This is a genomic window from Streptomyces sp. NPDC097619, from assembly GCF_040302735.1.
Lineage (GTDB): Bacteria > Actinomycetota > Actinomycetes > Streptomycetales > Streptomycetaceae > Streptomyces.
In genome coordinates this window covers 1-13,306 of the sequence record NZ_JBEOSD010000197.1, presented here as the reverse complement: position 1 = coordinate 13,306, position 13,306 = coordinate 1, and the positions used below count along the sequence as shown (strand labels likewise).

General features: G+C 76.3%; 12 protein-coding genes, 1 tRNA gene and 1 pseudogene. 8 read left to right on the top strand and 6 right to left on the bottom strand.

Features of this window, described 5'->3' with window-relative positions:
* Positions 1–30: 30 nt before the first annotated feature.
* The gene (locus ABTZ17_RS33090) at positions 31–1,578 is read right to left on the bottom strand and encodes an MFS transporter (RefSeq protein WP_352199496.1); all 1,548 of its coding nucleotides are present in this window, start codon (positions 1,576–1,578) and stop codon (positions 31–33) included.
* 189 nt (positions 1,579–1,767) lie between these two features.
* On the opposite strand from ABTZ17_RS33090, the gene ABTZ17_RS33085 reads away from it, so the two are divergent.
* On the top strand, positions 1,768–2,811 hold the full coding sequence (locus ABTZ17_RS33085; RefSeq protein WP_352199495.1) for an Lrp/AsnC family transcriptional regulator: 1,044 nt from the start codon (positions 1,768–1,770) through the stop codon (positions 2,809–2,811).
* Positions 2,812–2,838: 27 nt separating this feature from the next.
* On the opposite strand, the gene ABTZ17_RS33080 is transcribed toward ABTZ17_RS33085, so the two are convergent.
* The 3 genes from ABTZ17_RS33080 to ABTZ17_RS33070 all read right to left on the bottom strand — a co-directional run bounded on the left by ABTZ17_RS33080 (position 2,839) and on the right by ABTZ17_RS33070 (position 4,983).
* Complete coding sequence (locus ABTZ17_RS33080; protein WP_352199494.1) at positions 2,839–3,657, bottom strand: YwqG family protein; 819 nt, start codon at positions 3,655–3,657, stop codon at positions 2,839–2,841.
* 119 nt (positions 3,658–3,776) lie between these two features.
* Positions 3,777–4,211 (bottom strand): subtilase-type protease inhibitor, encoded by a 435-nt coding sequence (locus ABTZ17_RS33075; protein WP_352199493.1) that lies wholly within the window; start codon positions 4,209–4,211, stop codon positions 3,777–3,779.
* 436 nt (positions 4,212–4,647) lie between these two features.
* The gene (locus ABTZ17_RS33070) at positions 4,648–4,983 is read right to left on the bottom strand and encodes an antibiotic biosynthesis monooxygenase family protein (protein ID WP_352199492.1); all 336 of its coding nucleotides are present in this window, start codon (positions 4,981–4,983) and stop codon (positions 4,648–4,650) included.
* 134 nt (positions 4,984–5,117) lie between these two features.
* Between ABTZ17_RS33070 and tsaD the strand changes: the two genes are divergently transcribed.
* Together tsaD and ABTZ17_RS33060 are read left to right on the top strand one after the other, a co-directional pair.
* A complete protein-coding gene (tsaD, locus tag ABTZ17_RS33065) occupies positions 5,118–6,179 on the top strand; it encodes a tRNA (adenosine(37)-N6)-threonylcarbamoyltransferase complex transferase subunit TsaD (RefSeq protein ID WP_352199498.1) in 1,062 nt (353 codons plus the stop codon).
* 31 nt (positions 6,180–6,210) lie between these two features.
* On the top strand, positions 6,211–7,131 hold the full coding sequence (locus ABTZ17_RS33060) for an aminoglycoside phosphotransferase family protein (protein WP_502994950.1): 921 nt from the start codon (positions 6,211–6,213) through the stop codon (positions 7,129–7,131).
* Between the two features lie 15 nt (positions 7,132–7,146).
* Here ABTZ17_RS33060 and pdxR read toward each other — a convergent pair whose 3' ends face one another.
* On the bottom strand, positions 7,147–8,724 hold the full coding sequence (gene pdxR, locus ABTZ17_RS33055) for a MocR-like pyridoxine biosynthesis transcription factor PdxR (RefSeq protein ID WP_352199491.1): 1,578 nt from the start codon (positions 8,722–8,724) through the stop codon (positions 7,147–7,149).
* A gap of 28 nt (positions 8,725–8,752) precedes the next feature.
* Between pdxR and ABTZ17_RS33050 the strand changes: the two genes are divergently transcribed.
* From ABTZ17_RS33050 to ABTZ17_RS33040, 3 genes are read left to right on the top strand one after another with little or no spacing between them, the layout of a single operon-like run.
* A complete protein-coding gene (locus ABTZ17_RS33050) occupies positions 8,753–9,844 on the top strand; it encodes a DMT family transporter (RefSeq protein WP_352199490.1) in 1,092 nt (363 codons plus the stop codon).
* A gap of 41 nt (positions 9,845–9,885) precedes the next feature.
* On the top strand, positions 9,886–10,422 hold the full coding sequence (locus ABTZ17_RS33045) for a hypothetical protein (RefSeq protein ID WP_352199489.1): 537 nt from the start codon (positions 9,886–9,888) through the stop codon (positions 10,420–10,422).
* A gap of 56 nt (positions 10,423–10,478) precedes the next feature.
* Positions 10,479–11,081, top strand: a complete 603-nt coding sequence (locus tag ABTZ17_RS33040) for a GNAT family N-acetyltransferase (RefSeq protein ID WP_352199488.1) — start codon at positions 10,479–10,481, stop codon at positions 11,079–11,081.
* Positions 11,082–11,119: 38 nt separating this feature from the next.
* Here the strand turns inward: ABTZ17_RS33040 and ABTZ17_RS33035 are convergent, their stop codons facing one another.
* Positions 11,120–11,548, bottom strand: coding sequence for a hypothetical protein (locus tag ABTZ17_RS33035; protein WP_352199487.1), 429 nt, complete (start codon positions 11,546–11,548; stop codon positions 11,120–11,122).
* Between the two features lie 225 nt (positions 11,549–11,773).
* Here ABTZ17_RS33035 and ABTZ17_RS33030 point away from each other — a divergent pair.
* Both ABTZ17_RS33030 and ABTZ17_RS33025 read left to right on the top strand, forming a co-directional pair.
* Positions 11,774–11,847: transfer RNA gene (locus ABTZ17_RS33030), tRNA-Trp, on the top strand.
* A 3-nt stretch (positions 11,848–11,850) separates the two neighbouring features.
* A pseudogene (locus ABTZ17_RS33025) lies at positions 11,851–13,306 on the top strand (hypothetical protein); the annotation flags it as partial.

Sequence of the window (13,306 nt, the reverse complement as noted above, 5' to 3'; positions counted from 1 at the left end):
TCGGGGGCTCCGCCCCCGGACCCCCGCGCCTCAAACGCCGGCGGGGCTGGAATTCCCTCCGGGTGTCCCCCCGTCCACCTGCGGCTGACTCTGAGCGGGTCCCCCCTCGCCCGTGCGCTGGGTCGGGAGGGGGGTGCGGGGCGTGCGGAGGGTGAGGAAGGCGACGAGGGCGCCCAGGAGGCCGAGGACGGCCGAGGCGAGGAAGGTGTCGCGGAGGCCGGTGACGAAGCCCTGGTCGATGGCCGTGGCGAGCGCCGGGCGGGCGGCGGTGAGGGCCGCGCCCTGACCGGAGGCGAGGGGGCCGGCGAGGTCCCCGGCGGGGCCGAGGCCGTGCTCCAGTCCGGAGTGGAAGACGACGCCCAGGACCGCGATGCCCAGGGCGTTGCCGAGCTGACGGGCCGTGTTCAGGGCGCCGCCCGCCATGCCCGCCCGTGTCGGCGGGACCGCGCCCATGGCCACCGAGGCGAGCAGCGGGGTGGCCGCGCCGACGCCGAGGCCGGTGAGGACCAGGCCGGGCAGCAGGGCGAGACCGCCGTCGCCGGGGTCGAGGAGCAGGGCCTGGAGGGCCGCGCCGACGCCGATGAGGAGGAGGCCGGTACCGATGACCGGGCGGGGCGAGCGCCCGTGCAGGAACCGGCCGGCGGCCGCGGAGACCGCGAAGGCGGCCAGGCTCAGCGGCAACAGCACCAGGCCCGCGGAGACCGGGCCCAGGCCCCGGGCGGACTGGAGCCACAGGGAGACGTACAGCAGGTAGGAGAAGGCGGCGCCGGACAGCAGCAGCGAGGCCGCCATGATCCCGCTGAAGACGGGGCTGCGGAAGAGGGTCAGGTCGACCATCGGGTGCGCGCTGGTGGCCTCCACGCGGATGAAGGCGGCGAACGCGGCCAGGGCGACGCCGAAGCAGAGCAGGGGCAGGGTGCCGGTCCAGCCGTCCTCCGCGACCCGGATCAGTCCGTAGGTCAGCGCGGCGGCCCCCAGGGTGAAGGTGACCAGGCCGGGCGGGTCGAAGCGGCCGGCGCGACCCGCCTTGGACTCGCGGACGAACCGCTGCGTGACGAGGACGGCGAGGGCCGACAGGGGCACGTTGACGAAGAAGATCCAGCGCCAGCCCGCGTGCTCGGTGAGGAGGCCGCCCAGGACGGGGCCGGCGGCCGCCGCGGCGCCGTTCACGGCTCCCCAGACGCCGAAGGCCACGGCCCGGTCGCGGCCCTGGTAGGTGGCGCTGAGCAGGGCCATCGTGGTGGCGAACATCGCGGCGCCGCCGATGCCCTGGACGGCGCGGAAGCCGATGAGGGTGGCCGGGCCGGTGGCGAGCCCGCAGGCCAGGGAGGCGAGGGCGAAGACGACGAGGCCGGCGGTGTAGACGCGGCGGCGTCCGACCCGGTCGGCGAGCGAGCCGGCGCCGAGCAGCAGGGCCGCGAGGGCCAAGGCGTACACGTCCATGACCCACTGCAGGTCGGCGAAGCCGGTGTGGGTGTCGGCGGCGATGTCGGGCAGGGCGACGGTCACGATGGTGACATCGACGAGCAGCATGAACGCCCCCAGGCAGACCGCGGTCAGCGGCGCCCACTTGCGCATGGGTTCTCTCCTCAACGGTGATCGGTGGCGGGCGGTGCCGCGGTGTCGGCCGGGCCCTCCCCCGGGGGTCGGGGCTCCGGTGGCGCCTGCCGGCGCCCGTCCCAAGGTCGGGCCACGGCGCCCGGGAACCACGCCAGGGGCGTGGGAGTGGCGGAATCCGACACCCTGGGGGCTGGGATGATGGATTCCATGGACGCGAGGGAATCGAAGGGCGGGCCGGACGCCCCGCGGGCCGATCCGGTGCTGGACGTGCTGGACCGGCGGTTGGTGCAGGCCCTGATGATCGACGGCCGGGCCTCCTTCACCCGGCTCGCCGAGGTGCTGGGGGTCTCGGACCAGACGGTGCAGCGGCGGTACCGCCGGATGCGGGGCGAGGGCCTGCTGCGGGTGGTGGGGCTGCCGTTGGGCAGTCGGGTGGGCCTGTTCGAGTCCTGGCTGCGGGTGCGGTGCGCGCCGGCGGCGGCGCGGGCGGTGGCCGGGGCGCTGGCCCGGCGGCCGGACATCGCCTGGGTGACGATCAGCGGGGGCGGCGGTGACATCCACGCGATGACGCGGGCCCGGACCCGTCAGGACCGGGACGCGCTGCTGCTGGACCGGCTGCCGCGCACCGAGCAGGTGCGGGAGGTGGCGGCGCACACCATCCTGCGGAAGTTCTTCGGAGGGCCGGATCCCTGGCCGGGCGTGGACTTCCTCTCCCCCGGCCAGATCGCGGAGCTGACCCCGCCCGCGCCGCGCCCCTCGGCGGGCCGGTACGTCCTCGACGCGGCCGAGTCGCGGCTGATGGGCGTCCTGGCCCGGGACGGCCGGACCCCGCGTCCGGTGCTGGCCCGGACCACGGGGCTGTCGGAGTCGACGGTGGGGCGCCGGATGGAACGGCTGGTCGAAGAAGGGGCCCTCTTCTTCGACCTGGAGCTGATCCCGCGCCACTTCGGCTACGAGACGGAGGCGACGGTCCTCCTGACGGTGGACCCGGCCCGGCTCGCGGAGGTCGGGACGGCGCTGGCCGGGCACGTGGAGGTGCCGTTCGCCGCGGCCGTGACCGGTCCGACGAACCTCCTCGCGGTGCTCGTGTGCACGGACACGGTGCACCTGTACACGTATCTGACGGAGCGCTTGGGCCTGCTGCCCGGGGTCCGTCAGATCGAGGTGATCCCGGCCCTGCGGTCGCTGAAGCGAGCCGGGATGCTGGTGACCGGCGACCGCCTGACGGACCCGCCGGACCCGGGGGTCTGAACCGCCGGGAGCCCGGCGGACCGGCGGTCAGGAACAGTCGTAGCGGTGGGCGCCGGGACGGCCGGGGCAGGTCGGGCACTCGAAGAAGTAGACGCCGCCCGCGTCTCCGAGGACGAGGCCGGGACCCGAGTACCGCACTCCGTGGTCCTCGTAGGGGGTCCAGATCGTGCCGGAGAGGCTGTCGGCCTCCCCGCTCTCCACCGTCAGCAGGTGCTCCATCGGTTCACGGCAGTCGGGGCAGGCGGGCCAGTCCGGGTCCTGGCACCAGCCGGGGTAGCCGCCGAGTTTGGTCCCGGGCGCGGTGGCCAGGTGGTACTCGTAGCTCCAGCCCGAGTCCTCCTCCAGGGCGTCGAACCGTGGCTCCAGGGCGTCCCAGAGGGATTCGGGGAGGTCCCAGCTCGGGTACTCGTCGACCCGTTCGGGGTGGACGACGCAGGGGGCGGGGACGTGCCCGTACGCCGCTCCGGCCGGTACCGGCGGCGGTTCGCGGACCTCGGTGACCCGGCCGGAGGCGCGCCGGAACAGTGCGGGGCGCACCCAGCAGCCGTCGTGGTCGAGCGGGCACCACAGGAGCTGGAGCAGGTCGAGGCCGTCCGGGAACGGGACGAGGCCCAGGGCGTCGGCGGCGAAGAGCTGGAGGACGGGCACCATCGGGGTGCCGAGGTGGTCGGGGCAGGTGGGCCACGGTTCCTCGCGGGGCCACAACAGCGGGCCGCCCACCGAACTCTCCCGCACCGTCGGGGTGCCGGAACGCGGGTGCAGACGGACGGCGGGGCGGCGGAACGGGACCAGCTCGGGGAAGAGACGTTCGACGTCGCGCGGACGCGAGGGTGTGGTGCGGGCCATCCCCCGAGGCTAGGCGCCCGCGGCCCGCGGGCGCACGGGGGTTTCAGGGCCGCACCCGAACGCGGACGTGCCCGTGCCCCGGCCGGGTGCGGCCGGGGCACGGGTTTCCCGAGGTGCCGTCAGAAGGAGAAGGCGGCGTTGCCGTTGAGGGTGGCCGACATCGCGCAGGAGTTGGAGAAGGTGTGCTTCCAGGCGACGCGGCCGCCCTGCCAGATGCCGTCCACGGTGACGGTGACCGGGTCGTAGTGCATGGGGCAGGCGCGGTCCGGGTCGGGGGCGGCCAGCAGGCCGTCGAGGGAGCCGCCGGTCGCGTTCAGGGCGGCGCAGGCGGCCTGCGGGTCGGGGTGCGTGCCCTGCGCGGTGGGTGCGCAGCTGAGGGTGGACGCCCGCAGGACGGTGGCGGCGGCGTCCTCGCCCTGGGAGACGGCGAGGACCACGGCGGACGGGGCGTACAGGCTCGCGGGCTGCGCCTCTGCCACGCCGGTGGCGCCGGCCAGGGACAGAAGGGCGGCGGCGGAGGTGGCAGCGATGCGGTGACGCACGACAGAACCCACTTTCGGATCGAAGGTTGAAGGAAGAATTTGATTTGGTTTCGACCGGTCGAACGGGACCAACTCTGTCTGATCCGAAGGGCGTTCGCATATCGAGCGCCGATTTACGGACACCCGTTCCGCATATCGGATCACTGGGTGGCGCGGGTCCGCGATCCGCGCAGCTCACCCCGGGTGGGACCGGTGGCGACCCGGTGTCCGCTCAGCGGACGGGCTCCGCACCATCCGCCCCTGAGCTCCCCTTTCGACGACCGCTCTCCCGCGGAGGGCCCCGCGCGGTTCACCGAACGGCCACCCACCATGACCGGATCGGGTCGTTCCACCCGACCCGGGACCGGACCCGGAACGCACCGGGACCGGCCCCGGGCACGAGGAAGCCCCCGCGCCCGGGGCCGAGAAGGGGATCGGGGCCGGGAGCGGGGGCCGGGAACGGGGGCGGTCAGGCCCTGGGGTGGTGCGAGGCGACGCGGAAGAGGCGGGGCTGGACGTCGGTGGCGATGCCGGCCGCCTCGTCCATGTGCACCCGGGCCTCCGGGTCGGCGAGCATCCGGCGGTAGTGTTCCTCGGTCTCCCACTGGGCGTAGTTGATCACGCGCTCGCCGTCCTGGCTGGCGTGGAAATTGGCACAGATGAAGCCGGGGCGGTGCTTCATCGTGGTCTCGGTGGCGTGGGCGAGCAGCTCGATGAGCTCTTGCTGGCGACCGGGCGGCACGGTGAAGACGTTGATCAGGGTGGCCACGGGGCGGGTACTGTCGATGTTGGCGGTGACGTTCATGCGGTGATGTGTGGGCCGCGGGCGGAGCCGGGGAACCGCCCCGTGACGCTCTTCCCCCGATCGAGCGGCCCGCTTCTTGCACATATATTGCAGTTGCAGTAATTGAGCAGAAGGAGGGTCCCGTGGGCGGACCGGTGGTGCTGGGAATCGAGTCCTCGTGTGACGAGACCGGCGCGGGCATCGTGCAGGACGGCAGGCTCCTGGCGCACGTGGTGGCGTCGAGCATGGACGAGCACGCCCTTTTCGGGGGCGTGGTACCGGAGATCGCGGCCCGTGCCCACCTCCAGTCCTTCGCCCCGGTGGTGGGCCGGGCCCTGGCGGAGGCCGGGATCGGTCCGGACGGCATCGACGCGGTGGCCGTGACCACCGGACCCGGCCTGTCGGGGGCCCTCCAGGTGGGGCTGGCCGGGGCCAAGGCCCTCGCCTTCGCGGCGGACGTGCCCCTCTACGGGGTCCACCACCTCGCCGGCCACGTGGCCGCGGACACGCTGGAGCACGGCCCGCTGCCCGAGCCCTGCGTGGTGCTGATCGTCTCGGGCGGCCACACCTCCCTGCTCCTCGTCCGGGACCTGGTCCGGGAACCGATCGTGCACCTGGGCGACACCCTGGACGACGCGGCCGGGGAGTGCTTCGACAAGGTGGCCCGGATCCTCGGGCTCCCCTACCCCGGGGGTCCGGCCATCGACCGGGCCGCCCGCGAGGGCGACCCGAAGGCCGTGACCTTCCCCCGACCGCTGACCCGGCCCGGTGACGATCCGTACGCCTTCTCCTTCTCGGGCCTGAAGACGGCGGCGGCCCGCTGGGTGGAGGGGCACCGGGCGCGCGGGGCGGAGGTGCCGGTCGCCGACGGGGCCGCCGCCCTCCAGGAGGCGGTGGCGGACGTGTTGACCCGCAAGGCGGTCGCGGCGTGCAAGGAGTTCGGGGTGCGGACCCTGATCGTGGTCGGCGGGGTGGCCGCGAACTCCCGGGTCCGCGGGCTGGCCGAGAAGCGGTGCGCCTCCGCCGGGATCGAGCTGCGCGTCCCGCCGATGACCCTGTGCACCGACAACGGTGCGATGATCGCCGCCGTGGGCGACCTCCTGGTCCGCTCGGGGGCCGAGCCCGCGCCGCTGCACGTGTCGATCGACCCGTCGGCGCCCCTGGAGTACGCCTCGCTGGTCCCGCTGCCCGGCGCCGGCGGCCTCACCGCCGCCTGACCCGCCCCGGCCCCGCTCAGGAAGGACGTCCGTGGACCCCCGACACATCGAGGTCCCCGCGGCCCTCGTCGCTTCGCACACCGCGCACGGGCGCGCGCCGGAGCGGGAGTGGATCGCGGGCCTGCCCGCCCTGGTGGCCGAGCTCGCGGACCGCTGGGAGCTGACCCGCGACGGGGAGCTCCGCTCCGGCGAGGCCGCTCTGGTGGTCCCCGTGCGCGACCGGGACGGCGGCCCCGCCGTGCTCCGGCTCCAGATGCCCCGCGCGGAGACGGCCGCCGCGCTGTCCGGGCTGCGGGCCTGGGAGGGGCGGGGCATCGTGCGGCTGCTGGACGCGGACCCGGGGCGCGGGGCCGCTCTGTTGGAGCGCCTGGACGGAGCCCGGTCCCTGGCCTCCCTGGCGGACGACGACCGCGCGACGGGGATCCTCGCCGGCATCCTGGCCCGGTTGCACGCCGGACCGGCCCCGGCGGACCTGCCGCGTCTCGGCCGGGTCGCCGAGGACATGCTCGCGGAGGTGCCGGCCGCCCTGGCCGCCCTGCCGGACCCCGCGGACCGGCGCCGGCTGGCCGACTGGGCCGCCGCCCTGACCGAGCTGGCCGGTGAGCCCGGGGACCGGATGCTGCACTGGGACCTCCACGCGGACAACGTGCTCGCCGGCGAGCGGGAACCCTGGCTGGCCATCGACCCCGAACCCCTCGTCGGCGACCCCGGGTTCGACCTGTGGCCCGCGCTCGACTCCGGCCGGGAGCGGCTCGTGGCGAACCGGGAGGTGGCCCGCACGGTGCGCCGCCGCTTCGACCTGCTGACCGAGGCCCTGGAGCTGGACCGGGACCGGGCCGCCGGTTGGACGCTGGCCCGGCTGCTCCAGAACGCCCTGTGGGACGTCGAGGACGGCCGGACCTCCGTCGATCCCGCGCAGATCGCGCTCGCCGAGGCCCTGCCCCGCCCCTGAGACCGGGCGCCCCGCTCAGGAGACGCCGCGGTGGGCGTCGGCGAGGGCGGCGACGGCTCCGGGGAAGTCCGCGGGGGGCGTGGCGGCGTAGCCGAGGACGAGTCCGGGCGGGCCGGGGCGGACCCGGTGCCAGGACAGCGGGTGCGTCTTGACGCCCCGCGCCAGGGCCGCCCCGGCCAGGTCGACGTCGCTGAAGGCTCCGTCGAAGGTCACCGTCAGGTGCAGTCCCGCGGCGGCCCCCCGCACCGTGGCGCCCGGGAGCCGGTCGGCCATCGCGGTGAGCAGGGCGTCCCGGCGGCGCCGGTGCCGGCGCCGGACGTGCCGCAGGTGCCGTTCCAGGTCCCCGGACTCCATGAGGCGGGCGAGGGCCAGCTGCGGCAGGGCGGCGTTGCCCAGGTCCGCGTACCGCTTGGCGTGGACCAGCCGCTCCCGGTACGCCTCGGGCACGAGGAGCCAGCCGATGCGGAGGGCGGGGGCGAGGAGCTTGGAGACGCTGCCCGCGTAGCAGACCCGTTCCGGCAACAGGGACTTCAGGGCGGGGACGGCCGGGCGGTCGTAGCGGTGCTCGGCGTCGTAGTCGTCCTCGATGACCAGGCCGCCGGCCTCCGCCCAGGCCAGCAGCTCGCGGCGGCGGTCCCCGCCGAGGACGGCGCCGGTGGGGAACTGGTGGGCGGGCGTGGTCAGGACGGCGCGGGCCCCGCCCGCCCGCAGCGCGGCCACGTCCAGGCCGGCGGCGTCCACCGGCACCGGCTCGGTGGTCATCCCGTGGGCCTCCAACTGGCGGCGGCCCCCGAGGGAACCCGGGTCCTCCACGGCGATCCGGTCGATCCCCTCCTCGCGGAGCAGTCCGGCGAGGAGGGCCAGCCCCTGGGCCACCCCGGCGACGACGACCACCTCGGCAGGGTCGGCGCGGACGCCGCGGTTGCGGGCCAGCCAGTCGGTGACCGCGCGGCGCAGCGCGGGAGTGCCCTGCGGGTCCCCGTAGCCGAAGGCGGCCGGGTCCAGCCCGGTGAGGGCGGCGCGTTCGGCGCGCAGCCAGGCCGTGCGGGGGAAGGCGGCGAGGTCGGGCACCCCGGGTGCGAGGTCGAACCGGCAGTCCAGGGAACGCAGTTCCTCGATCGCGAGGGCGCTGCCGGTGCCGGTGGCCGCCGCGCGGAGGCGGGTGGGGGCGACCGGTGGGCGCGGTCGGGTCGCGGTCCGGGCGGTCCCGGGCCCCGGGGCGGACCGGCGGGCCGGGTCGGGCTCGCCCCGGGCCGGGGGCGGGGTCGGGGCGGTCGGGGCGGCGACGACGATCGTGCCGTGTCGGCCGCGGCCCGCGGTCTGCCCGGACTCGGCGAGCCGTCGGTACGCCTCGGTCACCACGCCCCGGGAGACGCGGAGTTCCTCGGCGAGGGCCCGGCCGGCCGGGAGCCGGCTGCCGACGGGGAGGCGTCCGTCCGCGACGGCCTGGCGGAGCCGGCCGGTCAACCAGTCGGTGCGGCCTCGGGGCGGGGCCTGGCCGATGTCGAGTTGGAGGAAATCGGGGCCGGGCGCCACGGACGCGGTCGGCCGCTCATTGGACCTGTCGGACGGGTCTGCTTTGGACCTGCTCATGGCGCCAATGGTGCCGCAGGGTGGAGCCATGACGACGCACGGCTCCCCCGCCCCCGACGGCCCTTCCGGCGCCGCCCCCGACGCCCCGACCTCCTCGTTGCGCGCCCTGGCCCCGGGGGCGGCGGGAATGGCCCTGGTGGGCGCGAGTGTGGCGGTGTCCCGGACCCTCACCGACGCCCCGCTGCTGACCTCCCAGGCGGTCCGCTACGGCCTGGCCGCCCTGGTGTTGTTCCTGCTGGCGCGGGCCGTGCGGGCCCCGCTGGTGCGGCCCCGGGGGCGGGAGTGGCTGTGGCTGGTGGGCCTCGCGGCGGTGGGGTTGGTGCTGTTCAACGTGGCGGTGGTGCGGGGGGTGGCGCACGCCGAACCGGCCGTGATCGCCGTCGCGATGGCCTGCGTGCCCGTGGTCCTGGGCCTGGTGGGTCCGCTGCTGGAGGGGCGGCGGCCCGGCGCCCGGGTGCTGGTGACGGCCTCGGTGGTGGTGGTCGGAGCGGTGCTGGTGGAGGGCACCGGGCGCACCGACGCCGCGGGCACCGCCTGGGCGGCCCTGGCGTTGGCCTGCGAGGCCGCGTTCACGTTGCTCGCGGTCCCGGTGTTGGGCCGCCACGGGCCCTGGGGGGTGTCCCTGCACGCGGCGTGGCTCGGCGCGGCGCTGCTGGTGGTGCTGGGCGTGGCCGTGGAGGGACCGGCGGCCGTGGCCCGTCTGGACGGGGCGGACTGGGCGGCCGTGGGGTACCTGGCGGTCCTCGTCACGGCGCTGGCGTTCGTGCTGTGGTACGCCACCGTGTCGGCGGCCGGTTCGGCGCGGGCCGGGCTGCTGACGGGCGTGGCTCCGGTCGCGGCGGCGCTGGCGCACACCGCGTCGGGCGGCGGCGCCCCGCGCCCGACCGTGTGGCTCGGCATGGCGGTGGTGGTGGGCGCCCTGATCGTGGGTCTGCGGCCGGAACGCGCTCCGGAGCCGCGGCCGGCGGCGCCCGCCGGAGTCGGGGCGGCGGGAGCCGCCGGTGCCGCTGCCGGTGCGCCCACCGACGGGTCCCGGTCCGTGCCGGGCCGTGGTGCCGCCGGGTCGGCCGGGGCCTCGGGTACGGCGGGCTCGGCCCCACGGGGCCGGCCGGCGCCCTAGTCTGAAGGGCGTTGGGAGCGGGCGGACTTGGGGGCGGGGTCGTGGACGTACCGAACGTGTTCGGGGACTGGCAGGAGTACCAGTCGCAGGAGTGGGCGGGGCTCCGGGTGCGGGTGCACGGGCTCCGGAAGGCGGTGCCGTCGCGCGGCCGGCACCGGGATGCCCGGGGACTGACCTACCTGGGGTTCCACGTGACGTTCGAGAACCGGGGCGCCGGTCATTTCGAGATCGAGCTGACCTCGCACCCTTACCACTACAACGTGCGGGTGGGGCGCGACGGGCACGGGCCCTTCGTGGACGAACAGGGGGCCGACCGGATCGACGGGTTCAACCTGTATCCGCAGCGGCGGGTGACGGCCACCCTGTACGTGGCGGCGCCCTCGGCCCGGTTGGCGCAGGTGGACGTCCAGGTCAGTCCGAGCATCGGCGGCGAGACGGCCTTCGGGTACGTGTGGGTGGGCGGACTCGGGGTGCACGAGGGGCCGGCGCGGCCGGGTGCGCGGTCCTCGGCGGTGAAGCCGAGCGTGGCCGGCGAGGTGGAGCGGTTCCTCAAGGAGAGGGCGTCCGGGGAGGCGTGACCCACCGGGAGGGCCCTGGGGGACCCCCCGGAGGTTAAAGATCATCAAGGTGCAGAATGGGCGGTGTGCACCTCTCGAACACACCGGTGGCGGCCGTGACCGCCGATGCCCCGGCGGTCGCCCGCCACTTGTCCCGCGCCTTCGTGGACGACCCGATGATGCGGTGGTTCTTCCCCTCCGACGAGACCCGACCGGAACGGCTGGAGCGCTACTTCGGCACGCTCTTCACCCGGCAGTACGGACTCCACGGCCGGTGTGAACGCACCGACGCGGCGGCCGCGTTCTGGGTCCCGCCGGAGGGGGCGGAGAAGGCCGTCCCCGACGAGGAGACCGTACGGCTGCTCCGGGAGATCCTCGGTGACCGGGCCGAGTTGTTCGGGGAGGCCGTCGCGGCCGCCGCCGCGCACGCCCCCCAGGAGCCGCACTGGTACCTGGCGGTGGTCGGAGCGGACCCGGCCGCCCGGGGGCGGGGTCACGGTTCGGCCCTGCTCCGGTCGGGTCTGGCGGAAGCGGACCGGGCGGGGCTACCGGTGTACCTGGAGTCCTCCAAGCCCGACAACCTGCCCCTGTACGAGCACTTCGGCTTCGTCGTGCGCGAGGAGCTGCGGCTCCCGGGCGGCGGTCCCGCCCTGTGGGCGATGCGGCGCGCGCCCCGATAGGTGACGCGGGGACCGCGAGCGCCTCGCGGCCCCGGCGGTCAGAAGGGGTCGATCGCGGTACGGCCGGTGGTCACGGCGCAGACCTGCCACCGGCCTTCGCTCCGGCGCAGGTCCAGGACGACGGCGACCTCGGCGCCGCCGGGCGGCAGCAGGTCGGCGTCGAGGTGGGCGGTGTCCCCGCTCTCGCCGGAGGAGACGATGCGGTGGCCGAAGGCCCCTGCCAGGCGCCGGAGTTCCGCCGCCGGGTCCGGACCGTCCGCGGGGCAGGCCGGGCGCGCGGCCGGGATCGCGGCCCCACCGCCCCCGACGGCCTCCAGGTAGGCCGCCGCGTCCCGGTGCAGCGGTCCGGGTTCCGGCGGGCCCGCGCCCGCGAACGCCAGGACGATCACCGTGCCCGCGGCGACCACGGGAACGCCCACCGCCAGGGCCACGAGGCCCGGCCCCCTCCTGCCGCCCGCTCCCGCCATACCGCGCCCCTCTCCCCCATGTGGTCGTCGTGTGCCCGTGCGCGGGAACCGTCTCCCGGGACCGTGTCCCCGTCGCCGCCGGTCGGCCCGGGCCGGGTCGGTCCGGGTACCGGTCAGGATCCCGCAGGGTGGGGGACGCCGGGCGGGCCGGTGCCGTTCCCGGGCGGGGCACGGGAATTGCGTTGCCGGGTCGGCCTCGGCCCGCCTAGGGTCGGGTCCACCGAACGGCGTGTAGCTCAGTCAGCCAGAGCACCGGGCTCCAGACCCGGAGGGCGCAGGGGCAGAACCTGCCACGCCGGCTTATGAACGAGAGCGCTGACCAGCAGCATCCGCAGTCCGCCGCCCGACTCCGCTCCGCGTCCGCGCCCGTCACCGGCTCTGGGTCCGGCTCCACCTGCGGATCCGCGTCAGGATCCGTCTCTCCCGCCTACGCCGCCGACCGACTGGCACGCGCCCTGCACACCGCGCGGACCCACGCCGACCCCTCGGTGCGGGACCGGGCCGGGAACAGGGTCCGGCAGTGGCGGGCGGTGCTCGCGGGCATCGCGGACGGCAGCCTGTCGATCGGCTCGCGGACCCCGGTGGCGGGGCTGCCCGTCTGGGCGACCCCCAAGGTGGTCCGCGGTGGGTTCGCGACGGGGGAGGCCGCCGCGGACGGACCCCTCGGCGCGGACGAGACCGCCTGGGCCCGACGGGCCGGCGTCCCCGCGGAACGCGCGGCGCTGTTCGCCCACTTCCTGGAGGAGGAGGGCCTGGCCGAGCTGTGGGCTCTGCTCGACAGCGGGCGCTACGCGCTGCTGCGGCCGGAGGAGGCCGTCCTGCTGACGGTGGCCTGGCTGGTCCGGGCCGAGGACTACGCGGCGGCCGCGGCCCTGGTCGCGGAGGTGCGTCCGCTCGCCGGACGCCTGCGCTTCCTGCCCCGGGTGACGGACCGGCCCGCCGTGGACGCCGACCGGGTGCACCGGGGCAGCGTCGGAGCGGCGGCGGGCGCGCTGCGGGCCCGGGGGCCGCGGGACGCCGTCGAGACCCAGCGGGAGGCGCTGGCGGTGTGGCGGCCCTTCGACGACGTCCTGCTGACCTACTGGCTGGTCCGCCGGTCGGACCCGGACGGCGCCGACCCGTGCACGCGGACCGCCGGCCCGTCACCCGGGGCCGCGGGCCGGACCGAGGAGGCCGGGGGCCGGACGGCCGGGGCCGCGATCGAGGCCGGGTGCGCGGAGGCGGCGGTCCTCCTGGAGCGGTACCGGGAGCTGGCGGCGGTCCACACCCGCTGCGGCAAGCACCGGGATCCGAAGTCGAACACCGGCATCATGCTGCGGGCCCTGACGGAGGCCGCGGCGGGCCGACAGCTGACAGCCCGGCTCGCGGGGCTGCTGCGGCACGCCGTGGACTCGGTGGTGGCCCGGCGCGGGCTGCCGGGTTCGCCCGATCACGTCCGGCTGCGGACCGCGCAGGCGCGGCAGGCCGCGCTGCCCCCGCACCACGAGATCGCCGCGGTGCTCGCGGACCGACTGGACCCGCTGGACCCGCGCGACGGGCTCTCCGACCCGGCGGCACTTCTGCTGCCGGTCACCGCGGAGGAGGCCGCCCGGACGGGGCTGCCCGCGGGGACACCCGTACCGTCGCGGCTGGGCGCGCCGGTGCGGTCGGCGCTCAGCGCGCCCGTGGAGGAGCTGGTCGCGGCGGGGCTCGTGCCCTCGGCCGAGGTGTTGGCGGAGCTCGTGCCCCAGCTCGTCGCGAACGCGTCCGCCCTGCGGT

Bases quoted from the DNA above. Each gene is read 5' to 3' on its own strand.
- ABTZ17_RS33085 (WP_352199495.1), top strand. From the start codon at position 1,768: ATGGACGCGAGGGAATCGAAGGGCGGGCCGGACGCCCCGCGGGCCGAT.
- ABTZ17_RS33035 (WP_352199487.1), bottom strand. From the start codon at position 11,548: ATGGCGGGAGCGGGCGGCAGGAGGGGGCCGGGCCTCGTGGCCCTGGCG.
- ABTZ17_RS33090 (WP_352199496.1), bottom strand. From the start codon at position 1,578: ATGCGCAAGTGGGCGCCGCTGACCGCGGTCTGCCTGGGGGCGTTCATG.
- ABTZ17_RS33080 (WP_352199494.1), bottom strand. From the start codon at position 3,657: ATGGCCCGCACCACACCCTCGCGTCCGCGCGACGTCGAACGTCTCTTC.
- ABTZ17_RS33050 (WP_352199490.1), top strand. From the start codon at position 8,753: ATGACGACGCACGGCTCCCCCGCCCCCGACGGCCCTTCCGGCGCCGCC.
- pdxR (WP_352199491.1), bottom strand. From the start codon at position 8,724: ATGAGCAGGTCCAAAGCAGACCCGTCCGACAGGTCCAATGAGCGGCCG.
- ABTZ17_RS33070 (WP_352199492.1), bottom strand. From the start codon at position 4,983: ATGAACGTCACCGCCAACATCGACAGTACCCGCCCCGTGGCCACCCTG.
- ABTZ17_RS33040 (WP_352199488.1), top strand. From the start codon at position 10,479: ATGGGCGGTGTGCACCTCTCGAACACACCGGTGGCGGCCGTGACCGCC.